We start from the raw sequence: 23,694 nt of genomic DNA, 5'->3' as shown, positions 1-23,694 counted from the left end.
GTTGTTATTTCCTGCTTTTTACATTGATATAGTTATGTCCTCTAACAATATTTTTTTGATTGACTAAACGAGGTCGTGTAAGTAACTTTCTACGCGGGAACAGCAGAAACGCATCCTTCTGATCCTGTAATACCAACGGTGCGAATGGACTTAAATAAGGTACACCAAATGAACGAATGCTACATAGATGAAGAATAATTAGCATAATGCCAAACATTACACCGAATAAACCAAACATAGCAGCTAAAATCATTAATGGGAAACGTAGTACACGAATCGTATTCGATAAACCATAGGCAGGGAATAGAAAGCTACAAATCGCTGTTAAGGCTACAATAATTACCATTACAGCGGATACGACGCCTGCATCAACTGCTGCCTGTCCAATAACTAAAGTACCTACAATGGATACCGCAGGACCGATTGTTCGAGGCATACGAAGTCCAGCTTCCCTTAAGACCTCAAAGGCAACCTCCATAATAAGCGCTTCTACTACTGCAGGAAAGGGTACGCCTTCCCTTTGTGAAGCAATGCTAATTAACATGGGTGTCGGTAGCATTTCCTGATGAAAGGTAGTAATCGCCACATACAAGGATGGTGCTACTAATGCTAGACTGATACCAAAGAAACGCAAGATACGTACAAGTGAGCTAATCATCCAATGCTGATAATAATCTTCTGCTGATTGTAAAAAGGATGTAAATAGCGCTGGAACGACTAAGACGAAAGGTGTGCCATCAACTAGAATCGCCACTTTGCCATCTAATAATTCACCTGCGATGACATCAGGTCGTTCAGAGTTGTAGACGGTTGGAAACATAGAGTTTTTTGAGTCTTGAATAAAATCCTCAATATAGCCACTTTCCAGAATGCCATCAATATTAATACGATCTAATCGAGCCAATACCTCTGCGACGATTTTGTCACTGGCGATGCCATTTATATACATCACTACTACATCTGTTTGTGTCACATCTCCGATAACGCGTGATTTTATCCAGAGATTCGGACTTTTTATTTTGCGACGAATGAGCGCTGTATTCGTTCGCAAGGTTTCCGTAAAGGATTCCCTCGGTCCGCGAATTACGGATTCCGTCGATGGCTCTGTGACAGCTCGATCCTTGGCACTTCTAGTACTTGTCACAATCCCTTCGGCAAAGCCATCTAATAAAATAACCGTTTCACCATTGAGAATGGCATTGTAGAGTGTTGTGAAATGCTCAATATTCGTCACATCGCCTACCGTTAAATAGGAATTCCGAACATATTGATTAATGGTTGTTATTTCAATATCTTGTTCTTCTTCAATATTTGCCATCAGTTTATCGATAACAGAATCAGAAATAGTCGTTTTATCCGATAAGCCATCAATGGAAATAATGGCGAGGCTATGGGGATCAGTTTCTCCAATCGCAATTTCACGTATGATAATATCATTACTATGCCCTAGTGATTGTTGAATGATTTTTATATTTTTAGATAGGGAAGTATACAATAAATCGTTCGTTGTATGGGATGGGGAGGTCTCGTTATTGTTAGACATGGACATGTGTTTTCCTCCTCAAATGGTCGTTCATTACCTTTAGAATGGACAATTTTTTTGAGAGATAAACGAAAGAGATATGAAAAATCTAGCTATTTGTGGCAATATCACATTCCTTGCAACTTTCGTGTGTCTTGTTTTGTAATAAATAAAAAAACAGTCTGTCCTTTCATGTATGGAAAGGACAGACTGCTTTATGTACGATAGTCGTATTGTAATTCATCATTACTTGTATCAACATCAACATGTAAATTGTGATCGTTAAAGAACCAAAGATCTTTCTCATCAATGTAATAGATAACACCATCAATTTCTGTTTGCACACCTATGGCAATAGGTTCCTCACGTGTCATGCCTAGTGAAAAGCCTTCGTGAAACGGACTTGAGCCACCATAACGTGCATAAAAACGAATTGTATCACCAGGTTCAACTTCCATTTCATGTTTGAACCATTGTAGGGCTTCATCTGTCAATGCAATATTCATTTCAAATGCTCCTCTCTTCCTACAGCCATTTTACCTTTGGTTCGGTGCCGTTTTTAATACGAGCAATATTGGCACGGTGACGATAAATAATAAAGGTAAATAAAAAGGCTACCAAGATGCCTAATGCAAAGTCACCTGTAATAAAATAATAAACGATTGCATAGATAAGCGCTACTAAAGCGGCTATCATTGATGTTAAGCTGACGATTTTTGTGATTTTTAATGTCACAATAAAGGTAATAAATAGTAGGACAAAGAGTGGCCAAGAATAGCCTAATAATACACCAGCTGACGTTGCCACAGCTTTCCCACCACGGAAGTTGGCAAAGATCGGGAACATATGACCGATAACAGCGACAAGACCCAGTAATAAAGAGTGGAGTGTAGTATCAGAGAAAACAGGAAGTGTCACGAGTAAGACAGCGGCAGTTCCTTTTAAGACATCCATCACCGTAACAATAATACCAGCCTTTTTCCCTAATGTTCTAAAAGTATTGGTCGCACCAAGATTACCGCTCCCGTGTTCACGAATATCGGTATTATAAAAAATTTTGCCTATCCATAATCCAGAAGGTATAGAGCCGATTAGATAAGCACATAAAATAATAAGTCCATTGATCATAGTTGGACTCCTTTCATTCATAGTCCATCACTTGGTACTAATAGTTTGTAACAAGTATTTTACACTTTTTCTTGCTAATCTACAATGTTATGAAGGAGATTTCATCCGAAGTCTTGAATCAATACAAAAGAGAATCTATTAGTGAGGACTAGGCTTTTAGACATAAATTTGTAGGAAGCACTAAAACCTTTATAAAAATATAGGCAAAATGGCAATTTTGTCAATCGCTCATTCCTTTGGTAGAATAGAAGTCTAACTTTATCCTGTTTAATCGCAAGGCACGAGTTAGTGTGCTTTTATTTGCAAGCATCACAACTTTATTTTGCAACTAAGTAGGCTTCAATGCGTCAAATGATGATGGAAGCTAGAAGCAGTCTGTCTTGCTCAAATACCAATTTTAAGCAACTGTTGAAGATGTTTACTATTAATAAAAAAGATCAAAACTGTGAGCAAATTTTAAAATTTTATTGGACCTGTCGCTAGCTATTGACAGGAAATGCTATTATTATTAGGATGAGAACATAAATAGAACATGTGTTTGTTTTTTGGAGGGGAATTTTTTTGACGAATAAACAGTCACCTAGCGTCTATAATGATGACGCTATACAAGTATTAGAAGGATTAGAAGCGGTACGCAAACGACCTGGCATGTATATCGGTTCTACGGATGGCCGTGGACTTCATCACCTTGTGTATGAAATCGTAGATAATGCGGTGGATGAAGCACTGGCTGGCTTTGGATCTCATATTATTGTCACAATTCATAAAGATCAAAGTATGAGTGTGCGCGACTTTGGCCGTGGGATGCCAACCGGTATGCATAAAATGGGCAAACCGACACCAGAAATTATTTTTACAGTGCTACACGCTGGTGGTAAATTTGGTCAAGGTGGCTATAAAACAAGTGGAGGTTTACATGGTGTTGGTTCTTCCGTTGTGAATGCGCTCTCAACATTTTTAGAGGTGACAATCTATCGCGATGGTAAAAAGTATCGTCAACGCTTTGAACATGGTGGACAGCCTGTCACAACACTTGAAAATATTGGGCAGACCAAGCAGACAGGAACGCTTGTTCATTTCCTACCAGATGAAACGATCTTCTCTGTCACAAAATTCAATTATGATACGTTAGCAGAACGATTACGTGAATCAGCCTTTTTATTAAAGGGCTTAAAAATTGAATTAATTGATGAGCGCGAGGAAGGCAAGAGCGATGTGTTCTTTTATGAGAATGGCATCGAGGCTTTCGTTGCGTATTTGAATGAGGAAAAAGATGTCCTTCATCCAGTAAAATATGTTGAAGGCGTACAGGATGAAATCGAAGTAGAGTTCGCTTTCCAGTATAACGATGGTTATTCAGAAACGATTTTATCATTCGTTAATAATGTCCGTACACGTGATGGTGGTACACATGAAACGGGTGCAAAGGCAGCATTGACACGTGTCTTTAATGAATATGCAAGAAAAATTGGCCTGTTAAAGGACAAGGATAAAAACCTTGAGGGGACAGATATTCGTGAGGGCTTAGCAGCGATCGTGTCTGTTCGTATCCCAGAGCATTTACTGCAATTTGAAGGACAAACAAAGGGCAAGCTTGGGACAAGTGAGGCTCGTTCTGCAGTAGATAGTGTAGTGTCTGAGCAAATTTTGTATGTGCTAGAGGAAAATGCAGAGTTATCAGCTTCTCTTGTTCGTAAAGCGATTCGAGCGCAGCAAGTGCGTGAAGCAGCTCGTAAAGCGCGTGAGGATGCACGAAATGGCAAGAAAAACAAAAAGGGTAGTACGATTTTATCTGGAAAATTAACACCAGCTCAGTCACGTAATGCGGCAAAAAATGAGCTGTATTTAGTCGAGGGTGATTCTGCGGGTGGCTCTGCTAAACAAGGTCGTGACCGTACATTCCAAGCGATTCTGCCATTGCGCGGGAAGGTAATCAATACAGAGAAAGCCAAGCTACAGGATATTATGAAAAACGAAGAAATTTCAACGATTATCCATGCGATTGGGGCAGGTGTTGGTACGGATTTTGCGGTGGAGGATTCTGCCTACAATAAAGTAGTCATCATGACCGATGCGGATACGGATGGGGCACATATTCAAGTCTTGCTATTAACATTCTTCTATCGTTATATGCGTCCGCTCATTGAGTCTGGGAAGGTCTATATCGCACTACCGCCGCTTTATAAAGTCTCTAGAGGTACAGGGAAAAAAGAAGTCATTGAATATGCTTGGACAGAAAGTGATTTACAAAAGGCCATCAAGAAGGTTGGAAAGGGTTACATATTACAGCGCTATAAAGGTCTTGGTGAGATGAATGCAGACCAACTATGGGACACAACGATGAACCCTGAAACACGGACATTGATTCGTGTCACAATCGAGGATGGTGCACGAGCGGAGAGACGTGTCACGACGTTAATGGGTGATAAGGTGGAACCACGTCGTAAATGGATCGAAGCCAATGTAGACTTCGGTATGGAGGATGATTCTAACATTTTAGAGAATGAATTCATCCAACAAGAGGAGGACCAAGCATGAGTAGTACAGAAAAGTTTCAAGATTTACCGTTAGAAGAAGTAATGGGTGACCGTTTTGGTCGCTATAGTAAATATATTATTCAAGACCGCGCGTTGCCTGATGCACGTGACGGTCTTAAACCAGTACAGCGCCGTATTTTATATGCGATGTTTACGGAAGGCAACACACATGATAAGCCGTTCCGTAAATCCGCAAAAACAGTGGGTAACGTAATTGGTAACTATCATCCGCACGGCGATAGCTCTGTGTATGAAGCGATGGTACGGATGAGTCAGGACTGGAAGGCACGTCATATGCTTATTGAGATGCACGGGAACAATGGCTCGGTAGATGGCGATCCTCCAGCTGCAATGCGTTATACAGAGGCGAGACTATCAGCTATTGCCGCTGAAATGCTACGAGATATTGGCAAGAAAACGGTCGAATTTGTGCCAAACTTTGATGATCAGGATATGGAGCCAACTGTATTACCAGCACGTTTTCCTAACCTTTTAGTCAATGGCTCTACAGGAATTTCCGCTGGTTATGCGACAGATATTCCGCCACATGCCTTAGATGAAGTACTGGATGCTGTGTTGATGCGCTTAGACAAGCCTAATGTTACTGTAGATGAATTGATGACGGTGATTAAAGGACCTGATTTCCCAACGGGTGGAATCATTCAAGGTGTTGATGGCATTAAAAAGGCGTATGAAACAGGTCGTGGTAAAATCATCGTCCGTGCACAAGCAGTTGTTGAACCAATCAAGGGTGGTAAAGAGCAAATTGTTATCACTGAGTTACCATATGATGTAAATAAAGCGAATCTTGTGAAAAAAATTGATGAGCAACGTGTAGATAAACGACTAGAAGGCATTGCAGAAATTCGTGATGAATCAGACCGTACAGGCTTACGTGTCGTAATTGAGCTGAAAAAGGATGTACCAGGAAAAGGAATTTTACAGTACTTGTTTAAAACAACGGATTTACAGGTAGCTTATAATTTTAATATGATTGCCATTCATAATCGTCGTCCAACGATGATGACATTGCCATTATTGCTAGATGCGTATATTGCCCATCAAAAAGAAGTGGTAACAAACCGTTCTATTTATGATTTGCAAAAGGCAAAGGATCGTTCCCATATTGTAGATGGATTAATTAAAGCCCTTTCCATTTTAGATGAAGTCATTGCGACGATTCGTTCTTCAAATGATAAGAAGGATGCGAAGCTTAATTTACAAGCAAAGTTTGATTTTACAGAGGTACAGGCAGAGGCCATTGTAAGCCTGCAATTATATCGTTTAACGAATACGGATATTACAGAGCTTCGTCAGGAACAGGACGAGTTAAATAAGCTAATTGCAAAGCTAGAGGGGATTCTACAAAGTGAAGCTAAGCTAGTGCGTGTTATTAAACAAGAGTTACTAGATATTAAGAAACGCTTTACAGAGCCTCGTCGCTCGAAGATTGAGCAAGAAATTGAAGAAATCAAAATTACATTGGATGTCCTTGTGCCAAGTGAAGAGGTTGTCGTGACAGTAACGAAGGATGGTTATATTAAACGTACATCCATACGTTCTCATGCCGCTTCAAACGGGCAAGATTTTGCCATGAAGGATTCGGATTATTTATTGTATGAAGCAAATTTAAATACACAGCACCATCTACTGCTTTTCACAAATCGAGGCAATTATATTTATCAGCCTGTTCATGAGCTGCCTGATATACGCTGGAAGGATCTCGGCCAGCATATTTCAAGTATTGTACCAACAGGGGAAGATGAATCGATTATTGCGGTTTATGGTTTCGAAACCTTTGACCAGCCAAATACGTATGTTTTCACAGCCACAAAAGATGGCCAAATTAAGCGCTCACCACTCGCAGACTATGCGGTAACGCGTTATTCAAAGCCAATTAAAACGATGAATGTCAAGGCTGGTGATGCGATGATCTATGCATCATTTGTGACTGATGACGTGGAGCTGATGCTCACAACGGATACAGCCTATGCGATTCGTTTCCCAATGGAGGAACTACCTGTGACAGGTGTGAAAACAGGTGGTGTGAAAGGGATCACACTAAAAGATGGAGAAGCCTTAGTTGGAGTCAATGTATTACAGCCTGATGTTACCCAATATGTAGTGATTGTGACACAGCGTGGGGCCGTGAAAAAAATGAATGTCGCTGAAGTTGAAGTAGCAAGTCGTGCAAAACGTGGACTAAAAGTATTAACAGAGTTAAAAGCAAACCCTCACCGAATTGTGGCAGTTGTTCAAGCAACAGACGAGGAGCAGGTTGTGATTGAAACTGAAAAAGGTGTTCAAGAGATGATTGACGTACAAGCATTGTCTCGTGCGGATCGCCATTCCAATGGTTCATTTAAAGTGGATATTGCAACAGATGGAGCAATTTCTCATGTTGTAACAGCCAAAAAAGAACAGAAACCAAGCTAAATGCATGCCCAGTCTCTAAGGAGTACTGGGCTTTAAGCTCTATTCCAAAATAGCACCTTGTCATTTAAGTGAAACTATGGGTATAATAATCATCGAAAAGTTCATAGCGAAAGAATGTAGGGGGGCTAGTAATTGCTAGCTGAGATTGTGTCCGATAGACGCTGACCCTTTGAACCTGATTTGGCTCGTACCAGCGTAGGGAACATCTATTCAAAAAGCAAAGTTTTGAAGATTGATTGCAATACGTCTGGGAGGAATCCTAGGCGTTTTTTTATGTTTTCAAGCAACAGCTTGCCAACATTGTATACGCTTTCTTCTGGTGACAACATTCATTCATGAACACTTTCATATTACAAACTGGGAGGCTTTCGCATGAAAAAATGGTTTTTTATTTTATTGGCAGCACTATTGACATTAGTAGGCTGTAGTGACAAGGATGACAAGCAGGCTGCAGACAAGCTGAAAAAGGTGTCTGTGGTACTGGATTGGACGCCGAATACAAATCATACAGGACTATATGTTGCCAAAAAACTCGGTTATTTTGAGGAACAGGGTTTAGATGTTGATATTATTATGCCTGGTGAGGCGGGCGCAGATCAGCTTGTTGCTTCTGGAAAGGCGGATTTTGGCGTGAGCTATCAGGAAGGCATAACACAGGCACGAGTCCAGGATGTGCCGCTGGTCTCCATCGCAGCAATTATACAGCATAATACATCTGGCTTTGCTTCTATTGCTTCAAAGAGCATTACATCGCCAAAGGATTTTGAAGGTAAAACCTATGGTGGTTGGGGCGCGCCATTAGAGCAAGCCGTTTTACAATCACTCATGCAAAAAGAAAAGGCAGATATTAATAAGCTAGATATCGTCAATGCAGGGGATTTAGATTTCTTCACAATGATGGAAAAAGATATAGATTTTGCTTGGATTTATTATGCATGGACTGGGATTGAGGCTGAGCTGCGTGGGGAAAAGATTAATATGCTATATCTTACAGATTATAGTGATCAATTGGATTATTATACGCCAGTTTTAGCTACAAATGAAAAAATGATACAGGACAACCCGAATGTAGTCAAAGCCTTTGTGGCAGCTGCATCGAAGGGCTATGAATACGCAATTGAAAACCCAAGTGAAGCGGCTGATATTTTAATCGAAGCGGCCCCTGATTTAGATAAAGCGTTAGTGCATAAAAGTCAGGAATGGCTGGCTGATAAATATCAGGATGATGCCAAGCAATGGGGAGAGCAAAAGCTTTCTGTGTGGGAAAATTACGCGAAATGGATGTCAAGCAATCAAGTACTAGAGGGCGAATTTGATGCGAAAAAAGCCTTTACTAATGATTTCTTACCTAAAAAGGAGGCCAAATAAGATGGCAAATTCATTAATCAGTGTACAAATCATTCCGAAGACAGAGAAATATGAAGATGTTATACCATATGTCGATGCAGCAATTGCGGTGATCGATGCTTCTGGGGTGAAATATGAGGTACATCCATTGGAAACAACGATGGAGGGTGAGCTTTCAACATTGCTCCAAATCATTGAAAAAATGAATGAGAAAATGATTGAACTTGGTGCCATTAATGTCATTACACAAGTGAAAATTTTATATCAGCCAACGGGTATTACGATGGATACATTAACGGAGAAATATCAGTAATGAAACGTGCATTACAGAAGGGAAGGACGATAATTTTTATTGCCTTCCTCTTGTTCATATGGGAACTAATCGTGCGGTTTGCTGAAGTTCCTCATTGGTTAGTTCCCACACCAAGTAGTATTTTGTCAGAAGCCATCCAGTCGTATCAAACCTTTCTACCACATGCATTCGCTACAGTACAATTAGCTCTACTAGGTTTGGCCATTGGCATCGCTTGTGGGCTAACGGTGGCAATAGTGTTGCATCGATTTACATTTATTCGAGAACTGTTTTATCCAATTCTTATTATGTCGCAGAATGTTCCTATTCTAGTCTTGGCACCGCTCCTTATTATTTGGTTTGGCTTTGGCTTATTACCGAAGCTTATCATTATCTGTCTTGTGTGCTTTTTCCCGATTGTCATTGCAGCGATGGATGGATTTAGACAAACAGCTCCAGAATTAAAGCATTATTTTGCCATGGTTGGTGCTACAAGGGCACAAACCTTTTGGAAGCTGGAATGGCCTTATGCCTATCCTGCTATTTTTTCAGGCATTAAAATTGCGGCTACATATAGTGTGATGGGGGCTGTGATTGCGGAGTGGCTTGGTGCAAAAAAGGGTATTGGTGTTTACATGACCCTAGCCCAGTCCTCCTTCCGTACGGATCGCGTATTTGTGGCAATTTTTGCGATTGTTCTCTTGAGCTTACTATTGTTTAGTGGTATTCGTTTAATTGAAAAATTCATGGTGAAGGGAAGAGGCTATCATGCTCAGCATTCAAAACATCGCTAAATCCTTCGATGCGCTCAAAGTCCTTGATCAACTTTCTTTTGACGTCAAGGATGGAGAGTTTGTGGCCATCGTGGGTCCTTCAGGCAGTGGTAAAAGTACACTTTTTCAATTAATTGGTGGTGTTTCACCAATTGATCAAGGAGCCATTTTATTGAATGGAGAGGATATCCAACAAAAAAAAGGAACGATTGGCTATATGCCACAGCAGCCATGTCTATTACCCTGGCGTACAATAGTAGAAAATGTCACGCTTGTAGAGGAATTACAACATAAATCAAATGTTGAACGTGCCAAGGAATGGTTAGAAAAGGTTGGTCTTGCCTCTTTTATCCATGCCTACCCGAACGAACTGTCTGGAGGCATGCAGCAGCGTGTGTCCTTTATTCGAGCAATGGTCAGTGATAAGCCGATTTTATGCTTAGACGAACCATTTTCTGCGTTGGATGAATTTACTCGACTGGAAATGCAAGCATGGCTTTTATCTATCTGGGAGGAGTACCGCAAATCCATTCTATTTGTTACACATAGTATTGAGGAAGCTCTCTTTTTAGCAGATCGCATACTTGTTTTAACCAAACGTCCAGCTACCGTTAAAAAGGAAATCATCGTGCCGTTTGAGAGACCTCGGAAAGAGGAAATTCGACATTCTGCAGCATTCACAGCGTTAAAGCAACAATTATTTATGTATTTACAGGAGGAAAAGGGTGATATGTATGTTGATTGATGCGCATATTCATTTGGATCAGTATACCGATGAGGAAATTCCTTCCTTATTAGAAGAAGTGAAAGCTGTAATCGCAGTTAGTATGCAACTTTCCTCTTGTGAAAGAACGTTGCGTTTATCGAATAGCTATCAGCAAGTAAAGGCTGCTTTTGGCTTTCATCCTGAACAGCCTTTACTAAGTCCAAATGATGAGACAGCTTTATTTGATTGGATTCATTCGCATCAGGATGATATGGTTGCTATTGGTGAGGTGGGTCTACCTTATTATTTAAAACAAGAGCAAGCGATTGATGAACGTCCCTATGTGGCGCTATTAGAGCGTTTTGTTGTATTGGCAAAGGAGCTGGACAAGCCAATTGTGTTACACGCAGTATATGAGGACGCCCATATTGTGTGTGATTTGCTGGAAAAGCATCAGCTTCACAAAGCCCATTTTCATTGGTTTAAAGGGGATGAAGCTATTGTGAAGCGCATGATAGAGCGTGGTTATTTTATTTCTATTACGCCAGATTGCTTGTACGAAGAGGAAATTCAACAGCTAATTCATGCTTATCCCATTGAACTAATGATGGTAGAAACGGATGGTCCTTGGCCGTTTGAGGGACCGTTTACGAAGAAGCGTACATCTCCCTGGATGATGCACTCAACGATTGAGGTGATTGCCTCCATCAAAGGGCTATCAACACAGGAAGTGGCCAAAATTATTACGCAAAACACGAAAACATTTTATCGGCTTTAATAAGAAAAAGCAGTATAGGGTACGAGTTATTCGTCCTTATACTGCTTTTTATATTTCGTATAATCATGCTCCAATTTTTCGTTTTTTGTTTTCGTTAGACGTTCATGTGTACTAAAAGAGATAGATTGTCGTTTTTTTTCAACATCTTTACCAACTGTGCGTTTAATGTGCATCCGTTTCTTTTTAGCTTTAGATTGTGACATGAGCATCGCCTCCAATTCATTTTTAATTCTATAGTAGCGAATAGGGAAGAAAAAGTAAAACCTCGTAAGTAAGATACTTACGAGGCTGTCGAGTGTATTAGTGAGATACGTCCTGTACAGAAATACCTGTGTTTGCTTTAACGTCAACTTCACGATACTTCGCATCATCTGTTTCTTTAGAAAGTAATGTGCCGATGAAACCACCAAGGAAACCAAGTGGTACAGAGATTAAGGCTGGGTTCGTTAACATAATTAAAGGATCACCAACGAAAATTGCCTTACCTTCAACTGGATTCCAAACGTTTGGAGACATAGCAACTAATACTAACGCAGAGATTAAACCTGTTAACATCGCAGTAACAGCACCCGCTGTATTAAAGCGTTTCCAATAAATTGTGTAGATGATAACTGGAAGGTTAGCAGATCCTGCGATACAGAATGCTAAAGATACTAAGAATGCAACGTTTAATGTTTGTGCACCAAGTGCTAATAGGATAGAAATAACAGCGATTGTAATCGAACCGATACGAGCTGCAAGAACTTGCTCTTTTTCTGTAATTTTACCCTTTTTGATAATTTGTCCATAAATATCATGAGATAGGGCAGATGCACCAGAAAGTACAAGACCTGCTACTACCGCTAAAATTGTTGCGAATGCTACTGCACAAACGAATGAGAATAGAATGTCGCCACCAAGTGCTTCTGCAAGAAGTGGGGCAGCCATGTTACCAGCAGCGTTTGCTGCGATAATATCTTCTTTCCCAACGAATGCTGCTGCACCGAAGCCTAAGAAAATTGTTAGAACGTAGAAGATACCTACGATCCAAGTAGCCCAAATAACAGATGAACGAGCTGTTTTCGCGTCTTTTACTGTGAAGAAACGCATTAAGATATGTGGAAGACCCGCAGTACCTAATACTAACGCAATTAACATAGAGATTGTATCAAGTCCATTTGTATATTTAAGACCAGGGTTTAAATAAGCAGCTCCACTGTCAGTAACCGTTGTCATTTCTTTAAACATTGTAGAGATACTGAAGCCGAACTCTTTTAATACTAAGAACGAAATAATAACTGTACCCAACATTAAAAGACAAGCTTTAATAATTTGTACCCAAGATGTTGCTGTCATACCACCGAATAGTACGTAAGTTGTCATCATGAATCCTACGATTAATACGGCGATCCAATAGTCGATTCCTAAAAGTAATTGAATAAGTGCTCCTGCACCAACTAGTTGTGCAATCATGTAGAATAAAACAATTGTAATAGTGCTTAAAGCAGCTGTTCCACGGACTTTGGCGTTATCAAAACGCGCTGTAATCATGTCAGCTAATGTAAATTTCCCAAGGTTACGTAATGGCTCAGCAACGATATATAATACCACTAAGTAAGCTACTAAATAACCAATAGAGAAGAAGAATCCATCAAATCCAAATAATGCTACAGCACCAGCGATACCCAAGAAGGATGCTGCTGATAAGTAGTCACCAGCGATAGCTAGTCCATTTTGCCAGCCTGTTAAGCCACCACCAGCAGTATAGAAATCACTTGCTGAAGATGTACGTTTAGATGCCCACCATGTAATAACTAATGTTAAACCAACAATGGCTACGAAGAAGAATATGGCTGTAAGACTCATTCCGTTACTCATCGGCGGCCACCTCCGTTCTCGTATTCAGCGATAATCGCTTTTGCTTCTCTATCGAAGCTGTTTGCCTTTGCTACATATAAATGACATAACCCCCATGTCATGATGAAAAGACCTGCTGCATAGATCCACACCCAAGTAATTTCCCCAAATGCCTTTTGGTGTAGAATTGTCGTGTACGATGTCAGAATTGGTAACAACATGTATGCCGATAAAAATATGGCAGTCATTGACCAAAGAAAAGAGTTCTTTCTTCGTACAAGAGACTTAAATGATTCTTGATTTGCAATTGAATCATAGTCAATCACGATACCTTTTTTTGCTTGATTGTTCGCCATTAACATTCCCCATTTTGTGTATATTTTTTCTACCTCAAGACTTGATTTTGCTAGTTTAGTGAATTCACATTTTCATTTTATGTAACAGTTCACAAAATTGCAATACATTTCAGAAAAATTATGTAAAAAAAATTTTTCAGAAAATACTCTTAAGAGAGAAAAAATGGCGCAAAGCCAAGAATATAAAGGGTTTTAGAAAATTCAGATAAATAAATGAAGTGAAGAGAAATCTAGATTCTTAACAAAAAATGAAGGGTAAATTTACAAAAAAATCTTGTTTTTTCAATTAAAAATAAACACTATTTACCTAGTGAAAATTGGATTTTTTCTGTTTTTTGGAAGTGAAATAATATTGTTCGATAAATAAATTGGTAGATATTGAATAACAAAAAAGGCGAAAAACTCGACCAAAAATCGAATTTTTTGCCTATTTTTTTGCATTTTTTGAATTGAGATTCATTATGCAAGAGGTGTATAAATATTAATGTGAAATATCAGAGACAGACACGCCTGTATTTGCTTTCACACGAATTTCTTTATAAATACGTTCTGCTTCTTCCTGTGGCACTTTGTTAGATGAAAGAACAGTACCTAAGTATCCAGCAATAAAGCCTAATGGAATCGTAATAATCGCTGGAACAGCAAGTGGCACAAGTGGTTGTCCAACAAAGATAGCCGCACCTTCAACAGGGCTCCACACATTTGGTCCCATTGCTCCTAAAATTAAACATGATACTAACCCCGTTACCATCGCAGTTACAGCACCTGTAGAATTAAATTTCTTCCAATAGATTGTATAAAGGATTACAGGTAGGTTTGCTGACGCACCGATACAAAAGGCGAATGATACTAGGAATGAAACGTTTAAGCTTTGTGCAAACAGAGCGAGAATTATAGACACGATCGCAATCGAGATAGAGCCTGTACGAGCTGCTACTACCTGTTGCTTCTCTGTTAATTTACCGCCCTTAATGATTTCTCCATAAATATCATGAGAAATGGCTGAAGCCCCTGTTAGTACTAAACCAGAAACAACGGCTAAAATAGTCGCAAATGCCACTGCGCCGATAAATGCCATCAATACATCTCCACCTAAGTAATGCGCAAGAAGCGGAGCAGCTGTATTACCAGCCTTACTTTCAGCAAGAATTTGATCTAAACCTACAAAGTTTAATGCACCGAACCCTAAGAAAATTGTTAATGAAAAGAAAATAGCTGTAATCCAAGTTGTCCAAGAAATAGAGGAACGTGCTGTTTTTGCATCCTTTACAGTAAAGAAACGCATTAAAATATGTGGTAAACCAGATGTTCCTAAAACTAAAGCCATCATCATCGAAACGGAGTCGATTGTGCTTGTATACTTAATTCCAGGTACAAGGAACTTTTCGCCATGATCTACTGCAATTGTGTCGAACATCTTCATAAGAGAGAAGTCAAATTTCATTAACACTAAAACCGCTAATAAACCTGTCCCGAATAATAATAGACTTGCTTTAATGATTTGCACCCAAGAAGTCGCTGTCATACCACCAAACAATACATAAGTTGTCATCATAACACCGACAATTAAAACGGCAATCCAATACTCAATACCGAATAATAGCTTAATCAATGCACCAGCACCAACTAGCTGTGCAATCATATAAAGAATTACGATAATAATGGTACCAGACGCTGCCACACCACGAATTCGCTTTTCATTAAAACGAGCCGTTAACATATCTGCTAACGTGTAGCGGCCTAAGTTTCGCATTGGCTCAGCAATGACATAAAGCAGCACTAAATTCGCTACTACATAGCCTACAGAGAAGAAGAAACCATCAAAGCCAGTTAAGGCAATTGCACCAGACACCCCAAGAAAGGCTGCCGCAGATAAATAGTCACCAGCAATCGCAAAGCCGTTTTGCCACCCCTTTAAACCACCACCAGCAGTGTAAAAATCAGCCGCAGAAGATGTACGCTTTGCTGCAATATAGGTAACAACAAGTGTTAAGCCAACAATAGCTAAAAAGAAACCTATGGATACGATGTTCATTTATTTTCCACCTTTCGCCTGATACTCTGCAAGAACAGCGGCTGCAGCTTTATCGAATGAAGCAGCTTTTTTTACATATACTGTACAAAGCACAATGGTCATGATAAATAATCCTGCAGAATAAACCCATACACCCGTAATATTTCCGAAGAATTTTTGTTGTAGTACAGGCTGGAAAGCAAGAATCGGAAGCAGGATATAAAGAATTAAAAACACTGCTGTAATCGAGAAAAGAAAGGTATTTTTCTTTTTTACAAAGCTATTAAACGATTCCATTGCTTCAATTGCATGATAATCAATTGATTGGGCCTGTTTTTTGCTTGAAACATTCGCCATTATTATTCCCCCTAAAGTTATATATTTCTGTTTTAAACGACATATTTCTTTTTCGTTCGTCGTTATATTCACTTATTTTATGGGGGAGAATCCTATAATGCAATACTAAATTTTGAGTTTTTATAATTTTTAGTCACTTCTGTTTTGTGGAAATAACATAGAAATAATAAGGATTTATTAGAAAAATCCTGTTTAAAAGAGCGTGAAGTTTTCTGATGAAATAATATTGTTAAAATAGTTTGTTGTTGATAAAAATGAATGTAGGAGAAAATACAAACATAAAAGAGAATTTTCTGTATTTTATTATTCTGCTATTAAATTCCAGGGGAGCTTGTTAAGTAGAAATAATTTGTTATATAACAATTATCTGAGATTTTGGGAAATAACGAAAATGATAAAAAAAAGCTATGAAAAAATTTTTAAAAAGGATGTGTCATTTGGAAGAATTAGTGAGGTGGAATTCCAGAATCAGTTAATGTTCACATGTTATACAAATAGCCATCTGGGTGTAAGTCCATTATCTTGTGTTTAGCTTCTATAATGAATAAAATAAGGTGATGAAATGAAGGGAAGTGGGCACCACTAATGACAAAGAAAAGTATATTGCTAGTTTTAGTTCTAGCATTTAGTAGCATTCTAGCTGCTTGCGGTAGTTACAAGTTTGAACCAACATTAAATCTCGAGGTTCAAGATTTCACAGTAACGAATCAAAAAAATGAACAAGTGACCCTAGATGATCTTAAAGGTAAGCCTTGGCTAGCCATGTTTATTTTTACAAACTGTACGACAATCTGTCCACCCATGACATTTAATATGACAGAAGTTCAACAAGCACTACAGGATGAAGGCCTTGAAGATTATCAAATTGTGGCATTTAGCGTGGATCCAGAAGTGGATAAGCCTGATGTTTTAACAAATTACTTAAATACGTATAATGTTGTAGATGAAAGCAAATGGCAGCTACTAACTGGCTATCAACAAAAATTCATTGAACAATTTGCACGTAAATCATTTAATTCATTAGTTAAAAACGATCCTAACTCAGACCAAGTCATACATATGTCGAGCTATTATTTAGTAAACGCAGACGGCACAGTTGTAAAAGACTATGATGGCGCGACAAACGTACCAGTTGAAACAATCGTTGGAGATATGAAGGCTCTTATTAAGGAGAGCAAATAACACAGAAGTCCATGTGACTTCTGTGTTTTTTTATGGAAAGAGGGGAAAGTAAGATGTACGCCTTTAAAAATCATTCGTCTCGATTTACTTTCCCAATATTGCAGCGAATACGGCAATATTATATCGTTATATGCAGCAATGGTTCATTAACTTAAACTATTCAACTGATTAGTAAGAGGAGGGATTTTAATGAATAAACAGGACCAGCTTAACTTGATTAAGGACGACTTTATAAATTCTCAAAAGGTACTATTAGCAATTGGTGATGAAACCAGACAAGCTATTTTAATGGTATTAATGAGCACAGATTGTCAAACGGGATTGCGTGTAGGTGAAATCACAGAACAAACACATCTTTCTCGACCAGCTGTGTCACATCATCTTAAAATTTTGAGAGATGCTGGTGTTATTTTAATGCGCAAAGAAGGTACAAAAAACTTTTACTATATAGATATACGGACAAAACTAGGTTCGTTAAAAAATCTTGTTTTGGATATTGAGACGTTGTTAACGAAATTTTATTGACAATATAATAGGTTATCTGGAGGAATGAACGATGAAAGCAATGGTGATAGATCAATATGGCAAAGTCCCAATGCGCATGAAAGAAGTGCCTACACCTGAAATAAATGAATATGAGGTACTTGCTGAAATCCATGCAGCAAGTATTAATCCGATTGATTTTAAAATCCGTGATGGGAAAGTAAAGCTGTTAATCCACTATAAAATGCCACTGATCCTTGGAAATGATTTTTCAGGGGTCCTCGTAAAGGTTGGCGAAAAAGTGACGCGCTTTAAAGTAGGAGATGAAATTTATGCACGTCCAAGGAAGAGTAAAATTGGTACTTTTGCGGAATATATCTCGATTCATGAAGATGACATAGCCCTAAAGCCTAAAAATTTGAGCTTTGAGGAAGCTGCATCAATCCCACTGGTTGGCTTAACGTCATACCAAGCTTTACATGACATCATGCAATTACAAAAAGGTCAAAAGATTTTAATTCATGCTGGCTCTGGTGGTGTAGGTACCTTTGCTATACAACTAGCAAAAGTAATGGGCGCCTCAGTGGCAACAACGGCTAGCGAAGCTGGTGCAAACTTAGTTACATCTTTGGGTGCAGATAAAGTGATTAATTATAAGAAAGAAAACTTTGAAGCTATACTGAAAAATTATGATGCAGTCTTTGATACGCTTGGAGGAAAGACCTTAGAAAAATCTTTCGAGATTATCAAGGATGGTGGAAAAATTGTCTCCGTATCAGGCACGCCGAATGCTCGTTTCGCCAAAGAATATGGTTCAGGATTTTTCAAAACATTATTATTTTCAGCAGCAAGTCATAAACTGACCTCACTTGAAAAGAAATATCATGCTCAATATTCCTTCTTATTTATGAAACCAAGTGGCGATCAATTACGCATAATCGCCGATTTAATTGAATCTGGTAAAATCAAACCAGTCATTGATAGAACTTTTTCATTTGAAGATGCTCAAAAGGCGATGGAACATGCGGAGTCAGGTAGAGCAAAAGGGAAGATTATCGTAAAAATGAAATAGCCTTTATATTGTATTTTGTTTGTAATAACCGCAAACCTCAAGGCTTCTCCTTTTATAGGATAGATGTAGCCCAATATTGAGATGAGCGATGGTTCACCACTTGCGTTCTTTGAAGGTAAATATAGCAAAGTTAGTCAGCCAATAAGTTTATAATTACCTATCTCCTAAACAATAGAAACCATCGTTTGAGCATTATTTGTTCGAACGGTGGTTTTGTCTTTGGTTCAAGTTGGAAAATGGATTGCTTAATTGCTGTAATTATGGACGTTTTTATTCAATCCAAAGGTTGATAAAATCACATCATACTACAAGTAGGAGTGATATCAATGGATAAGGTACGTTATAAAGTAAGAGAAGTGTTGGATAAGAACAAAATTGAGGCATTTTTGCAGCAAGCTCGCATTGGGCATTTGGGTATGGCTGATGGTCATTTGCCGTATGTTGTCCCCCTTAATTTTGTGTGGACAAATGGAGTGCTTTATTTCCATGGAGCCACTGGCGGGAGACGAAATCAAGTGATGGAAGAGAATCCAGAGGTTTGCTTTACGGTTTGTGATGAATATGGAACCATTACAAATCCAGTACCTGCAAAGACGGACACGGCTTATATGAGTGTCATGGTTTTTGGCAAGGCTCAGCCTATTTTCGATTTGGATGAAGCGACACACATGTTGCAAGAGATGATAAATAAATATGTACCTGGTTACTATAATCGCCCCTTATCCCAGCAACACGTGGACAAATATCGATCAGCCGTTTTCGGAGGGCCTGTTCAAGTTTACCGTATTGATCCTCAACATATTACCGCGAAAGAAAATCCAATTGCCTTAGGGGAGATGTTCAATATTGAGAAAATCCCACATACATAGTATTGGTTTTCAGAAATTAGTACATCAAATCACTGCAAGCACCACTAACTCTAGTCAGATGTAGCTTTGGAATAAAGATGGATTAACAAATAGCTCTTAATCCTTATCTAATAGCAACATCAAAAACTCCATTTTGAAAAATTGATCAAAATGGAGTTACTCTCTTTAGATAAGTATGAGATTTTTATAAAAAAGTTTGATCATTTTTCAGCTATGTTGTTCCACAATTGCGCCCGATTGTTGAATAACGAGTGCCATTACAAGGTTATGATCTGCAATACTCACAAAAGTCGCTTAGGGAACTTTATTATTCCATTTTATGTCTATATTGAAAATTGAAAGTTTAATGGGGGCATCATTATGTGGGTCATATTAGGTCTTATCGCAATAATAGCAACTTTTATTAACCTTTATATGTATGCAACAGGCAAAGACTACAAGCTTGCGATGGCAATGGGATTATCATTTACAGCATTAACGCTATGTGCAGAAAATAGTCTAATAGCTAATTGGGTAAAAGTAGAAGATTGGACAGCTTTATTGGATGTTGTACCTACTATGGAAAAGTCGTTATGGATACTTACAATTATTTCCATCCTACTTAATATAACACCGATACTTTTAGATTGTAAAAAGAAAAAATAAATTCCCTAAATGAATTCAATGGTTTTAGTAGATGCACATAGCGAAAAGTTTATCGATTTATTTGCAGTATTTAATTAAGCAGGGGCTATACAACTCTATACAAAAAAACGTTTCCAGTTTGGGCATACACCAAAAAGGCACGAATGTTGTTAAATAAACATTTGTGCCTTTTCGATAGAACAATTAATTATACAGTTTTCTATACATATGGCATAAACAGTTGAAGTAGCAGCGTTTATACTTGCGGAGCTTGTTCAAAAATTTGCATAAAAACTTGAATAGCATTTCTTATCGTCAAAAGTGTTATTCAACAATATGGCCCTTTAATGGCAACGAGCGCTGAATCTTTGTTACAGAATTGCGCCCGAGTGTTGAATATTGAATGAAATGATAACCAACCTTCAGTCATCTTTCTCTATATATTTTATTTCGCATCAGAATTGAATCGTATTAACGTTAAAATTGAGAACAATGGGAAAATCAAATATATAGACATAAAACCACCAAGAGTAAAGAACCAAATATCAATGCAACCCACCAAAATTAAACCGATAACATTTGTTAGAACAAAAGAAAGTATTTTGTTTTTTATTCTATTAGTTAAATAAATTTCAATAGGGACTACAAGGATAATAGTAAATAAATAGATTCCTAAATAGAGCAGTACAGAAAGCAGTATTTTCTCAGCCGTCGAAGGAGGCATTATATCCGATTGGAATATTCTCTCGATAAACACGATACTTAATGTGGTAACTAATGCTACTATTATCGGGAAAAAAAGTATCTTTGCTATAGAAATCTTTCTCATTCAGTCACCTCTTTTGTTTATTATAATCCAGTCTTTAAGATGACGGCTAACCTAAATTTCTTTAAAGGCGTTATTCCACAATCTGGCCCGATTGATGAACGTTTGTTGAACATCCTTTTTTTAATAGCCCCTAAAGTAAACCTCAAACTTTTATTTGGTAATGAAATATTAAAGCATGATTTATTCATGAATCTTACCTAATAAGTAGTCTCGATGCTTCAAACTTAAATCAAAGTATTTAAAAGTACCTTCGTGTATTTGTTTCAACACTTGATAAAAAACTCGATAGGCAAAATCGTATTGTGATTTTGTAATCCAATTATTGTGTAGAGCCTCTTCTAATTCATCTTTATCTTTTTCAATGATTTCTCCAGTTCGTAATACAACAATATCTAAAAATAAGTCCAACATATAGGGTTCTCCATTCTCAACGCCATTTTCATATGTGATATCTATGTACCACTGAATAATTTCTCCATTTTCATTAAACATTGATGTAATAGCGAAATTTTCATTGAGTGGTAGTTGTTGTAACCATAAGTAATTGTTATCAACAATACAAAGCTTTTTAATTAAATATTCAGTTATTAATGGTTCTTTTACTTCATTCATTTTTATAAGAGCAATAAATCCGTTAAAATCTTTGTGATTTATCTGCTCTAAAGAATAGTCGCGTTTTATAATTCTAGTCCAATCGTTTCTATGTAAAAACCGCTTTTTCAAAAGATAATCGCTCCTCAATTAATGTTATTGGTAAATTATAACATACTAGTGAGTTTAAAATATATATAACATATCCGTAGAGTTTTGCACCATTGCAAAAAAATGTTATTCAACAATCTGGCCCGTTTGTTGACAAATCCTGCATATCAACACAGGATTTTTTTATCAAACTTAATATGAATGATCAATCTTTGTTTTTAACGATTAATCATTTTTATAAAACTCCTTAGAGGTTATTTTATTGTACCTAATTTTATGGACTGCTAAAATTCGCAATTTTGGATGTTTTTTATCAATCCGTATTACGTTATGCTAAGACCGTTCATTTATTAGCAAGGAGGGGAAGTGCTACTGTTTAGTTCAGGTAGATTGACATTTTATCAAATAGCGGCAAGTAAGGCGTTACTTGGAATCAAGCAAATTGAAATTTTACTGGAATGACACGTTACATATAGAGGGCTAATGACAATAGGAAAACGATATTCCACAAGGGAACAGTCCTTAAAGGACGAGAATACGTGATGAATTCCTAGTATGAAGAAGAGATTAAAATAATTTGTAGAAAGGTAGGAAAGTGTATGAACTCAACATCCGTTTCACTGAATGTACGTGATTTCCTGTCGCCCACCATCGCTGCTTTTATATCTGTCTTAGTTAACTATGGGGGCACTTTTATCCTGGTGTTTCAGGCTGCCAAGGTTGCTGGTCTAAGTCCAGAAATGACTGCATCATGGATATGGTCGATTTCCATTGGTGTGGGGGTAACGGGTATCTGGCTAAGTTACCGGTATCGTGAACCCATTATTACAGCTTGGTCAACACCAGGCGTGGCGTTTCTTGTTTCGGCTTTAGCTGTTACCCCATATGCTGAAGCCATTGGAGCTTATATTATTTCTGCAATAGCATTTGTTTTGTTAGGTTTATCAGGTATGTTCGAACGTTTTGTCCAACTTATTCCTCCAGGTATTGCTTCAGGTCTACTGGCAGGTATTTTATTACAATTTGGTATTTCAGCCTTTGGTGGTGCGAAAGTGGAACCTTTACTTGTCATCGTCCTGTTTACTACGTATATCGTATTAAGAAGGTTTACATCTCGCTATGCAATTGTCGGTATTCTAGTCATTGGCTTGATTTATTTAATAAGTATGGGGCAGGTAGATTTCAGCCATATCGAGTTAGCCTTCGCGTCTCCTGTATTTGTTACGCCAACATTTTCTCTACATGCATTATTGGGTGTTGCTTTGCCGCTTTTTATTATTACCTTAACAGGACAGTACATGCCAGGCATGCTAGTGTTGCGAAATGATGGATTTAAAACGAGTGCCAATCCGATTTTGGTTGTAACAGGATTGGGATCACTCCTGACAGCACCCTTTGGATCACATGCTTTTAACATAGCAGCAATTACAGCAGCCATCTGTACGGGGAAGGACGCTCATGAGGATTCAAGAAAACGTTATATTGCAGGTATTGTCTGTGGCATTTTTTATATAATTGTCGGAATTTTTGGGGTAACATTGGCTGCATTGTTTTTAATTCTCCCAGCTACGTTCATTGCAACATTAGCGGGATTAGCGTTGCTAGGCACAATTGGTAGTAGCCTTGCCAATGCTTTAACAAATCCTGTTGGACGCGAAACAGCACTCATTACTTTTTTGGCAACAGCCGCAAATGTTACTTTACTTGGAGTTGGCGGTGCATTTTGGGGACTTGTAGCTGGTTTGGGCGCACATTTATTAATGAATGTTCCATTGCTCAGAAAACAGCATAGCATAAATGAGGGACAACAAATTAGAAAAGATAATATCACTACGAAAGGTGGTTTTTAAC

General features: G+C 38.2%; 23 protein-coding genes and 1 riboswitch. Of the genes, 13 read left to right on the top strand and 10 right to left on the bottom strand.

Features of this window, described 5'->3' with window-relative positions; genetic code table 11:
* Nucleotides 1-4: 4 nt before the first annotated feature.
* From NYE73_RS13440 to plsY, 3 genes are all read right to left on the bottom strand, one after another.
* Nucleotides 5-1,549 (bottom strand): spore germination protein, encoded by a 1,545-nt coding sequence (locus tag NYE73_RS13440; protein WP_259950227.1) that lies wholly within the window; start codon nt 1,547-1,549, stop codon nt 5-7.
* A 188-nt stretch (nt 1,550-1,737) separates the two neighbouring features.
* Nucleotides 1,738-2,028, bottom strand: a complete 291-nt coding sequence (locus NYE73_RS13435) for a HesB/YadR/YfhF family protein (RefSeq protein ID WP_048393071.1) — start codon at nt 2,026-2,028, stop codon at nt 1,738-1,740.
* A 19-nt stretch (nt 2,029-2,047) separates the two neighbouring features.
* Nucleotides 2,048-2,650, bottom strand: coding sequence for a glycerol-3-phosphate 1-O-acyltransferase PlsY (gene plsY, locus NYE73_RS13430; protein ID WP_048393068.1), 603 nt, complete (start codon nt 2,648-2,650; stop codon nt 2,048-2,050).
* A gap of 561 nt (nt 2,651-3,211) precedes the next feature.
* Here plsY and parE point away from each other — a divergent pair.
* The 7 genes from parE (at nt 3,212) to NYE73_RS13395 (ending at nt 11,519) form a co-directional block, all read left to right on the top strand.
* Nucleotides 3,212-5,188, top strand: a complete 1,977-nt coding sequence (parE, locus tag NYE73_RS13425) for a DNA topoisomerase IV subunit B (protein ID WP_259950223.1) — start codon at nt 3,212-3,214, stop codon at nt 5,186-5,188.
* Nucleotides 5,185-7,623 carry a DNA topoisomerase IV subunit A gene (parC, locus tag NYE73_RS13420; protein ID WP_259950220.1) on the top strand — a complete coding sequence of 813 codons (2,439 nt, stop codon included), beginning with the start codon at nt 5,185-5,187 and terminating at the stop codon, nt 7,621-7,623. The genes parE and parC overlap by 4 nt, the downstream gene beginning before the upstream one ends.
* Before the next feature lie 108 nt (nt 7,624-7,731).
* Nucleotides 7,732-7,842, top strand: a riboswitch (TPP riboswitch).
* Nucleotides 7,843-7,995: 153 nt separating this feature from the next.
* A complete protein-coding gene (locus NYE73_RS13415) occupies nt 7,996-8,991 on the top strand; it encodes an ABC transporter substrate-binding protein (RefSeq protein ID WP_259950219.1) in 996 nt (331 codons plus the stop codon).
* Nucleotide 8,992: 1 nt separating this feature from the next.
* Nucleotides 8,993-9,283 carry a thiamine-binding protein gene (locus tag NYE73_RS13410; protein ID WP_004227928.1) on the top strand — a complete coding sequence of 97 codons (291 nt, stop codon included), beginning with the start codon at nt 8,993-8,995 and terminating at the stop codon, nt 9,281-9,283.
* A complete protein-coding gene (locus tag NYE73_RS13405; protein WP_048393064.1) occupies nt 9,283-10,056 on the top strand; it encodes an ABC transporter permease in 774 nt (257 codons plus the stop codon). Before NYE73_RS13410 ends, NYE73_RS13405 begins: the two co-directional genes overlap by 1 nt.
* A complete protein-coding gene (locus NYE73_RS13400; RefSeq protein ID WP_054550230.1) occupies nt 10,031-10,780 on the top strand; it encodes an ABC transporter ATP-binding protein in 750 nt (249 codons plus the stop codon). The genes NYE73_RS13405 and NYE73_RS13400 overlap by 26 nt, the downstream gene beginning before the upstream one ends.
* Nucleotides 10,770-11,519: a TatD family hydrolase gene (locus tag NYE73_RS13395; RefSeq protein WP_259950436.1), complete on the top strand. Its 750-nt coding sequence runs from the start codon at nt 10,770-10,772 to the stop codon at nt 11,517-11,519. The genes NYE73_RS13400 and NYE73_RS13395 overlap by 11 nt, the downstream gene beginning before the upstream one ends.
* 26 nt (nt 11,520-11,545) lie before the next feature.
* On the opposite strand, the gene NYE73_RS13390 is transcribed toward NYE73_RS13395, so the two are convergent.
* The 5 genes from NYE73_RS13390 to NYE73_RS13370 form a co-directional block, all read right to left on the bottom strand.
* Nucleotides 11,546-11,722: a hypothetical protein gene (locus NYE73_RS13390; protein WP_197078724.1), complete on the bottom strand. Its 177-nt coding sequence runs from the start codon at nt 11,720-11,722 to the stop codon at nt 11,546-11,548.
* Nucleotides 11,723-11,819: 97 nt separating this feature from the next.
* A complete protein-coding gene (locus NYE73_RS13385) occupies nt 11,820-13,364 on the bottom strand; it encodes a solute symporter family protein (RefSeq protein WP_048393165.1) in 1,545 nt (514 codons plus the stop codon).
* Nucleotides 13,365-13,372: 8 nt separating this feature from the next.
* On the bottom strand, nt 13,373-13,711 hold the full coding sequence (locus NYE73_RS13380) for a DUF485 domain-containing protein (protein WP_048393058.1): 339 nt from the start codon (nt 13,709-13,711) through the stop codon (nt 13,373-13,375).
* A 481-nt stretch (nt 13,712-14,192) separates the two neighbouring features.
* On the bottom strand, nt 14,193-15,746 hold the full coding sequence (locus tag NYE73_RS13375; RefSeq protein WP_257960894.1) for a solute symporter family protein: 1,554 nt from the start codon (nt 15,744-15,746) through the stop codon (nt 14,193-14,195).
* On the bottom strand, nt 15,747-16,082 hold the full coding sequence (locus NYE73_RS13370; RefSeq protein ID WP_004227946.1) for a DUF485 domain-containing protein: 336 nt from the start codon (nt 16,080-16,082) through the stop codon (nt 15,747-15,749). It abuts the gene before it with no gap.
* Between the two features lie 585 nt (nt 16,083-16,667).
* Here NYE73_RS13370 and NYE73_RS13365 point away from each other — a divergent pair.
* The 5 genes from NYE73_RS13365 to NYE73_RS13345 all read left to right on the top strand — a co-directional run bounded on the left by NYE73_RS13365 (nt 16,668) and on the right by NYE73_RS13345 (nt 20,333).
* Complete coding sequence (locus tag NYE73_RS13365) at nt 16,668-17,264, top strand: SCO family protein (RefSeq protein WP_004227948.1); 597 nt, start codon at nt 16,668-16,670, stop codon at nt 17,262-17,264.
* A 189-nt stretch (nt 17,265-17,453) separates the two neighbouring features.
* Complete coding sequence (locus NYE73_RS13360; RefSeq protein ID WP_112118578.1) at nt 17,454-17,789, top strand: ArsR/SmtB family transcription factor; 336 nt, start codon at nt 17,454-17,456, stop codon at nt 17,787-17,789.
* A 31-nt stretch (nt 17,790-17,820) separates the two neighbouring features.
* Nucleotides 17,821-18,819, top strand: a complete 999-nt coding sequence (locus NYE73_RS13355) for an NADP-dependent oxidoreductase (RefSeq protein WP_259950214.1) — start codon at nt 17,821-17,823, stop codon at nt 18,817-18,819.
* Between the two features lie 326 nt (nt 18,820-19,145).
* A complete protein-coding gene (locus NYE73_RS13350; RefSeq protein WP_066036685.1) occupies nt 19,146-19,688 on the top strand; it encodes a pyridoxamine 5'-phosphate oxidase family protein in 543 nt (180 codons plus the stop codon).
* Between the two features lie 360 nt (nt 19,689-20,048).
* Nucleotides 20,049-20,333, top strand: coding sequence for a hypothetical protein (locus NYE73_RS13345; RefSeq protein WP_259950213.1), 285 nt, complete (start codon nt 20,049-20,051; stop codon nt 20,331-20,333).
* 424 nt (nt 20,334-20,757) lie between these two features.
* Here NYE73_RS13345 and NYE73_RS13340 read toward each other — a convergent pair whose 3' ends face one another.
* Complete coding sequence (locus NYE73_RS13340) at nt 20,758-21,141, bottom strand: hypothetical protein (protein WP_004224262.1); 384 nt, start codon at nt 21,139-21,141, stop codon at nt 20,758-20,760.
* Between the two features lie 180 nt (nt 21,142-21,321).
* On the bottom strand, nt 21,322-21,864 hold the full coding sequence (locus tag NYE73_RS13335) for a DUF402 domain-containing protein (RefSeq protein ID WP_259950211.1): 543 nt from the start codon (nt 21,862-21,864) through the stop codon (nt 21,322-21,324).
* A gap of 578 nt (nt 21,865-22,442) precedes the next feature.
* Here NYE73_RS13335 and NYE73_RS13330 point away from each other — a divergent pair.
* Nucleotides 22,443-23,693 carry a benzoate/H(+) symporter BenE family transporter gene (locus NYE73_RS13330; protein WP_237898002.1) on the top strand — a complete coding sequence of 417 codons (1,251 nt, stop codon included), beginning with the start codon at nt 22,443-22,445 and terminating at the stop codon, nt 23,691-23,693.
* The last annotated feature ends 1 nt before the right edge of the window (nt 23,694 follow it).

Source organism: Lysinibacillus sp. FSL K6-0102 (assembly GCF_038003545.1).
Classification (GTDB): domain Bacteria; phylum Bacillota; class Bacilli; order Bacillales_A; family Planococcaceae; genus Lysinibacillus; species Lysinibacillus capsici.
Note: the sequence above shows the minus strand (reverse complement) of the source record. Positions and strands in the feature narration are given on the sequence as shown.

Excerpts from the sequence above, each read along its gene's own strand:
- NYE73_RS13440 (WP_259950227.1), bottom strand. The coding sequence starts at position 1,549 with ATGTCCATGTCTAACAATAACGAGACCTCCCCATCCCATACAACGAAC.
- NYE73_RS13435 (WP_048393071.1), bottom strand. The coding sequence starts at position 2,028 with ATGAATATTGCATTGACAGATGAAGCCCTACAATGGTTCAAACATGAA.
- plsY (WP_048393068.1), bottom strand. The coding sequence starts at position 2,650 with ATGATCAATGGACTTATTATTTTATGTGCTTATCTAATCGGCTCTATA.
- parC (WP_259950220.1), top strand. The coding sequence starts at position 5,185 with ATGAGTAGTACAGAAAAGTTTCAAGATTTACCGTTAGAAGAAGTAATG.
- NYE73_RS13415 (WP_259950219.1), top strand. The coding sequence starts at position 7,996 with ATGAAAAAATGGTTTTTTATTTTATTGGCAGCACTATTGACATTAGTA.
- NYE73_RS13410 (WP_004227928.1), top strand. The coding sequence starts at position 8,993 with ATGGCAAATTCATTAATCAGTGTACAAATCATTCCGAAGACAGAGAAA.
- NYE73_RS13405 (WP_048393064.1), top strand. The coding sequence starts at position 9,283 with ATGAAACGTGCATTACAGAAGGGAAGGACGATAATTTTTATTGCCTTC.
- NYE73_RS13400 (WP_054550230.1), top strand. The coding sequence starts at position 10,031 with ATGCTCAGCATTCAAAACATCGCTAAATCCTTCGATGCGCTCAAAGTC.
- NYE73_RS13395 (WP_259950436.1), top strand. The coding sequence starts at position 10,770 with ATGTTGATTGATGCGCATATTCATTTGGATCAGTATACCGATGAGGAA.
- NYE73_RS13390 (WP_197078724.1), bottom strand. The coding sequence starts at position 11,722 with ATGTCACAATCTAAAGCTAAAAAGAAACGGATGCACATTAAACGCACA.
- NYE73_RS13385 (WP_048393165.1), bottom strand. The coding sequence starts at position 13,364 with ATGAGTCTTACAGCCATATTCTTCTTCGTAGCCATTGTTGGTTTAACA.
- NYE73_RS13380 (WP_048393058.1), bottom strand. The coding sequence starts at position 13,711 with ATGGCGAACAATCAAGCAAAAAAAGGTATCGTGATTGACTATGATTCA.
- NYE73_RS13375 (WP_257960894.1), bottom strand. The coding sequence starts at position 15,746 with ATGAACATCGTATCCATAGGTTTCTTTTTAGCTATTGTTGGCTTAACA.
- NYE73_RS13370 (WP_004227946.1), bottom strand. The coding sequence starts at position 16,082 with ATGGCGAATGTTTCAAGCAAAAAACAGGCCCAATCAATTGATTATCAT.
- NYE73_RS13365 (WP_004227948.1), top strand. The coding sequence starts at position 16,668 with ATGACAAAGAAAAGTATATTGCTAGTTTTAGTTCTAGCATTTAGTAGC.
- NYE73_RS13360 (WP_112118578.1), top strand. The coding sequence starts at position 17,454 with ATGAATAAACAGGACCAGCTTAACTTGATTAAGGACGACTTTATAAAT.
- NYE73_RS13355 (WP_259950214.1), top strand. The coding sequence starts at position 17,821 with ATGAAAGCAATGGTGATAGATCAATATGGCAAAGTCCCAATGCGCATG.
- NYE73_RS13350 (WP_066036685.1), top strand. The coding sequence starts at position 19,146 with ATGGATAAGGTACGTTATAAAGTAAGAGAAGTGTTGGATAAGAACAAA.
- NYE73_RS13345 (WP_259950213.1), top strand. The coding sequence starts at position 20,049 with ATGTGGGTCATATTAGGTCTTATCGCAATAATAGCAACTTTTATTAAC.
- NYE73_RS13340 (WP_004224262.1), bottom strand. The coding sequence starts at position 21,141 with ATGAGAAAGATTTCTATAGCAAAGATACTTTTTTTCCCGATAATAGTA.
- NYE73_RS13330 (WP_237898002.1), top strand. The coding sequence starts at position 22,443 with ATGAACTCAACATCCGTTTCACTGAATGTACGTGATTTCCTGTCGCCC.